General features: G+C 65.4%; 8 protein-coding genes. 6 read left to right on the forward strand and 2 right to left on the reverse strand.

Features of this window, described 5'->3' with window-relative positions; translation table 11 throughout:
* A partial coding sequence (locus tag D9599_RS30095) for a cation transporter (protein ID WP_232481126.1) occupies positions 1-741 on the reverse strand: 741 nt, incomplete at its 3' end.
* Positions 742-763: 22 nt separating this feature from the next.
* Positions 764-1,012, reverse strand: a complete 249-nt coding sequence (locus tag D9599_RS30100) for a heavy metal-associated domain-containing protein (protein ID WP_198385023.1) — start codon at positions 1,010-1,012, stop codon at positions 764-766.
* 94 nt (positions 1,013-1,106) lie between these two features.
* On the opposite strand from D9599_RS30100, the gene D9599_RS30105 reads away from it, so the two are divergent.
* The 6 genes from D9599_RS30105 to D9599_RS30130 all read left to right on the forward strand — a co-directional run.
* The gene (locus tag D9599_RS30105; RefSeq protein WP_198385024.1) at positions 1,107-1,517 is read left to right on the forward strand and encodes a helix-turn-helix domain-containing protein; all 411 of its coding nucleotides are present in this window, start codon (positions 1,107-1,109) and stop codon (positions 1,515-1,517) included.
* 214 nt (positions 1,518-1,731) lie between these two features.
* Positions 1,732-2,220: a Cu(I)-responsive transcriptional regulator gene (cueR, locus tag D9599_RS30110; RefSeq protein ID WP_198385025.1), complete on the forward strand. Its 489-nt coding sequence runs from the start codon at positions 1,732-1,734 to the stop codon at positions 2,218-2,220.
* Entirely contained in the window at positions 2,220-2,687 is a 468-nt protein-coding gene (locus tag D9599_RS30115) for a DUF411 domain-containing protein (protein WP_198385026.1), read from the forward strand. The genes cueR and D9599_RS30115 overlap by 1 nt, the downstream gene beginning before the upstream one ends.
* A 102-nt stretch (positions 2,688-2,789) precedes the next feature.
* Positions 2,790-3,158: a hypothetical protein gene (locus D9599_RS30120; protein WP_198385027.1), complete on the forward strand. Its 369-nt coding sequence runs from the start codon at positions 2,790-2,792 to the stop codon at positions 3,156-3,158.
* A 175-nt stretch (positions 3,159-3,333) separates the two neighbouring features.
* The gene (locus D9599_RS30125) at positions 3,334-3,741 is read left to right on the forward strand and encodes a FixH family protein (protein WP_198385028.1); all 408 of its coding nucleotides are present in this window, start codon (positions 3,334-3,336) and stop codon (positions 3,739-3,741) included.
* A gap of 175 nt (positions 3,742-3,916) precedes the next feature.
* On the forward strand, positions 3,917-4,976 hold a 1,060-nt coding region (locus D9599_RS30130), incomplete at its 3' end, for a TolC family protein (RefSeq protein ID WP_198385029.1).

Below are 4,976 nucleotides of genomic sequence, written 5' to 3' on the forward strand. Positions count from 1 at the left end.
AAGGTCGCCGACCTTCAGGCTGACGGCAGGGACCTCGCGGGCTGTGCCGTCCTCTAGCAGCAGTGCAGTCCGCGGCACGAGTGCGCCGAGCGCCTCGATGCCCGCCCGGGCCCGCCCGGCCGCGACGTTCTCGAGCAGCTCGCCAATGGTGAAGAGGAACACGACCACCGCCGCCTCGGAGGTCGCACCGATGGCGATGGCGCCGACGGTCGCGATCGACATCAGCATCTCAATGCTGAAGGGCGACCCGGCGCCCGCCGCGGCGATGGCCTTGCGGCCGAAGTAGCCGAGGCCGAGCAGGGCAGCGGGCAGGTAAACCCAGTGGTCCAGGGCTGGGGCGGCGAGCGAGACGGCGAACCCGGCGACTGTCAGGATGCCAATGAGAGCAGCCAAGCGGGCCTTGGTGCCCCCCCACCAGGGTTGGCGGACGCGACTGGCTCTCTCGTCCTCGACGACGGCACTAGGTTCACCGGTGGCAACCCGCGGCGGCTCGACGGGGGCGACGCCATAACCGAGCTTGCGGATCTGCTCCTCAACGGCTGAGCGGGGCGTGGCGGCCTCGTCCAGCCGGAAGGCTAGGACCTGGGCGTAGTAGTTGACCCGTATGTCCTCGGCGCCCCCAAAACGGCTGACGGCCGTTTCGATCTTTGAGGCACAGGAGGGGCAATCCATACCCTCGACATGGTATCGAAGGACCGCTCGGGCCCCCTGGTCTACGTTGACCGTTCCGCCGTCTGCCATCGCCTTGTGCTCTCTGCCCAGGTCAAACGAGCGGGGCGACGCGGTAGCCAAGGCCCTGGATCTTCTCTTCGACGGCTGCGCGGGGCGTTGTCGCCTCATCCAGCCGGAGTTCCAGAACCTGGGTCTTGTAGTTGACCTGGATGTCCTCAGCGCCACCCAGCTGCTCGACAGCGTCCTCGATCTTCAGGGCGCAGCTGGTGCAGTCCATGCCATGGACGAGGTAGCGCAGGTCGACCTGCGTCCCGGACGTCGTGCTTTCACGGTTCGTCATCGCTTGCCTTCCCTTTCCGGGCATCTCCCCGCCGGTTGCTGCGGGAGACGAAGGCACCCTATATGGACCCTGTGGTCGCTACAGGGTCAAGGGAATGCTCGTCGAAAAACCGCTCAATATTGGTGCCCTTGCGAAGGCGACTGACACCAAGGTGGAAACAATCCGCTGGTATGAGCGCGTGGGGCTCCTTCCAGCACCCGCGCGCACTACTGGGAACTACCGGATCTATGATGACGTCCATCTCGGGCGACTGAGCTTCATCAGGCGCGCCCGCAACCTCGGCTTCTCCCTGGACCAGATCCGCGCCCTCCTGGACCTCGCCGAGGACCGGGATCGCTCTTGCGATGCCGTGGACGTCATCGCCCGCGAGCACCTGGGCGAAGTGGACCGAAAGATCGTTGACCTCCAGGCACTGCGTCGGGAGTTGGACTCCCTCATCGGGCAGTGCCGCCACGGCAAGGTGGCGGAGTGCCGCATCATCGATGCTCTTGCTCCGTCGACGTAGCCGGAGTGCTGACCGCTCAACTCTGCCGCCCCTGGTTCCGCCCGCTCCTGGGGGAGCCGCTGTTACGAGGCTCAGAAGCTGGGGTTTCCCACTGTGGGAAGGTCAAGTGTTCTCCTTGCCCATCGGAACCTTGCTTCGGTCTTGACCTTCCCACAGTGGGAAACCCCATCTCTGCGGCGCCATGGGCTGCGTGGTCTTGAAGCGGAGGTGGAAGATGCAGATCGGGCAGGCGGCCAGAGCGTCCGGCGTCTCAGCCAAGATGCTTCGGTACTATGAGAGTATCGGTCTTCTCGGGAAGGCAGGTCGGACCGAGGCTGGTTACTGGATCTACTCGGAGGCCGATGTCGGAACGCTGAGGTTCGTTCACAGGGTACGGGACCTCGGACTTCCGCTTGATCGCATCAAGCTGCTTATCGGCCTCTGGCAGGATGTGGATCGGGCCAGCGCTGACGTAAAGCGGATCGCGACGGAGCATGTAGCCGAGCTCCGGGCTAAGATCAGGGAGCTGACACGGATGTGCGAAGCTCTGGAGGGCATGGCAGCGGCCTGCCATGGTGACCACTGGCCAAAATGTCCCATCTTGGACGAGATCGCCGAAGGAACTCAGGGTATTGCTGCCCCTGCCGCATCGGCGAAGAAGCAGCAACCGAGACGAGAAGCGCCGGGCGCCGCGGCGCACCGAGTCAATCAGGGAGCTACGTGATGAACGCGACAGCCGTTTCGCCCCTAACCAGCAGGCGTTCGATCCTGGGTCTCGGCCTGGCCGCGGCAGTGGCACCACTCACGTCCGCCGGGGCAGCCCTGGGCACCGCGCTCGAGGTCTGGAAAGATGCTAACTGCGGCTGCTGTGAGGGATGGGTTCAGCACATGCGCGCCGCTGGCTTCCAGGCAACTGTGCACGACGTCGGTGACCTCGCAGCCATCAAGTCCGCCAGGAGCGTCCCAGACACCCTCCAGTCCTGCCACACGGCTGTTGTGGACGGCTACGTGATCGAGGGGCATGTCCCCGCAGGTGACGTCCGCCGCCTCCTTCTGGAGCGCCCCCGCGCGGTAGGTCTTGCTGCACCGGGAATGCCGCCTTCTTCCCCTGGCATGGACATCCCGGGCACGCCTTATCAGGTCGTCGTTTTCGGTGGGGCTGGCGGCAACAGGGTCTGGGCACGGCATTGACCCTCGCTATTCCTGAAGAGGGCCAAGACCTCCCGGTCCAGGCCTGGATTTCTCCCTGGCTGGGTTCTTTGAAACGTGTCGGTCCAGGACTAAGCTAGCGTCATGTCCTCTCGCCTCTCGTGGCTGGTCATTGCTGTGATCACGATTTGCGCCTTCTTGGGTGCTGGTCTGGCGCTGAACCTTCCTTTGTCTGCCAAGGCGGTCCCAGCTGGCATGACCATGATGGCTGACGAGGTGGGAAGCAGCGGCGCTGCGATGCCGTGCCACGAGACATCGGCGCCGCCCTGCAACGACCAGGTTCCAGGATGTATGACGGACCTGGGCTGCATTTTCGCGATGGTGCTTCCTCCGCCAGCCACACGAACGGTGGAGCACTCGGCCTGGGGTTCCATTTGCTATTGGATTGAGACCGGCCTGTCTGAAGGCGTCTCGCCCGAACCCATCATCGGACCTCCTATTCGCCTCGTCTGATCTAAGCCGCGCGCGCCCTCCGGCTGCGGTGGCTTCTCCCTGCTCAGATTCCTAGTTGGCTACCTCTCTGCGGGCGATCCTGTCTGCTGCGTGGTTGCCGTCAGGGGTGGAGCGGGTTCCAGACGGCAATGGCTGCTCGCCACAGTACGGGTCGCCCACGGAATGGGACATAACGATGTTCTCCAAGCTCTTGCGCGCTGCTGTAGTCGGCGCCGTCACCGCGGCCACGCCTCCTCTGATGACCTCGGGCGCCAAAGCTGCCGCGGCGGACTACCGCTTCGAGGTGGTCAGCGCCCGAGCCGCTGGCCCCAGCAAGACCGATGTCACGGTCCGCCTGCTGCAGGTGCCAGCCAACCATCCTGTACCGGACGCCGTCATCTTCCAGACCAGGGCCGACATGGCACCCTCGGGCATGCCGACGATGACCGGCAATGTTGCCCCCCAGCCCGGGCAGCAAGCGGGCACCTATCGCTTCGTCATCGAGACCGGCATGGCCGGAAGTTGGGCCCTAACGCTTGCCGCCAAGGTCCAGGGCGAGGCCGAGACCGTTCGCACCACGGTCACCTTTAACGCGGCCCGATGAGATGTCCTACTTGCCACGGGAGGCTACGCGCCCCCTGGGCCGCGCCCGGCGCAAGCTGGGTGTGGTCCTCGTCGTCGGGCTGACACTCACCGCCTTGGCTGGACCAGGCTTCGGGAAGTCCAGAACGGGCCAGCAACCCCAGGGCGGCGTTCTCCCTGGGGCTACCCTGGAGAGCGTGCTCAGTGCTGCCCGGCACCTCAGCCCCGATCTTGCCGCACGAGCGCTCGACACAGCCGCCGCACGGGCCCGTGTCGAAATCGCCGGATCACTTCCCGATCCCACCGTCCGGGTGATGTCGGATGAAATCGACATGCCGAGCGGGCCGCGTCGGAACAAGATGATCTACAGCTTCGAGCAGGAGATCCCGCTCTGGGGCAGACGCGACCTCAGGCGCCAGGGTGCCCGTGCCGAGGTCGACCAAATGACAGCCCAGACTCAGGCGGCCGATGTTGAACTGGTCGAAAAGGTAAAGGTGGCTTTCGCCCGCTACTACACAGCCCACCAAGCAGTCCGGCGGATCTCAGAACAACAGCGGGCGATGACTAGCATCACCCAGGTTTCCCGTAACCGGTATGCAGGAGGCCGTGGCGAACAGGGAGAGGTCATCCGGGCCGAGGTCGAGGCCACACGGGTGGCAGCCGAAGTCCTACGCCTGGAGGCCTCCCTTCGCAGTGCTCGAGGTCAGCTGAACGCCCTCCTGAACCGCAGGGCAGACGCCGCCCTCACAGCGCCGGAACGGCTGCGGCCGCTTCCCGACCCACGGGTACTGGACGTCACCCAACTCGCTGCCCGTGCCCGGCAGGTCAGTCCGGCGTTGGCAGCGGACGCAGCCGCGATCAGCGGCGCCGATGTAAACAGGGCTCTGACCGACCGGAATTGGTATCCTGACGTCACCGTGGGCGCAGGGGCCATCGACCGGGGAAGCTACGGACCAACCGGGTATCAAGCGTGGATCGGCATGAGGGTGCCGCTCCAGTGGGGTTTGCGAGACGCCCAGGCCCGGGAGGCCACCGCTCAAGCGAATGCCGCCCGAGCTCGTTTCGGTGCCCGGGAACAGCAGATCCAGGGCGATCTCGCCGATGCCGCGGCAGGTGCAGAGGGTAGTCGCCAGACCATCGACCTTATCCGGCGGCGCCTCCTACCTCAGGCCGAGGCACTCGTGCGCTCCGGCACGGCGGGATACTCCCAGGGCAAGGTAGACCTCGCGACGGTCTTACGAGCGCAGGCCGACCTTG

Source organism: Roseomonas sp. KE2513 (assembly GCF_016107305.1).
GTDB lineage: Bacteria > Pseudomonadota > Alphaproteobacteria > Acetobacterales > Acetobacteraceae > Roseomonas.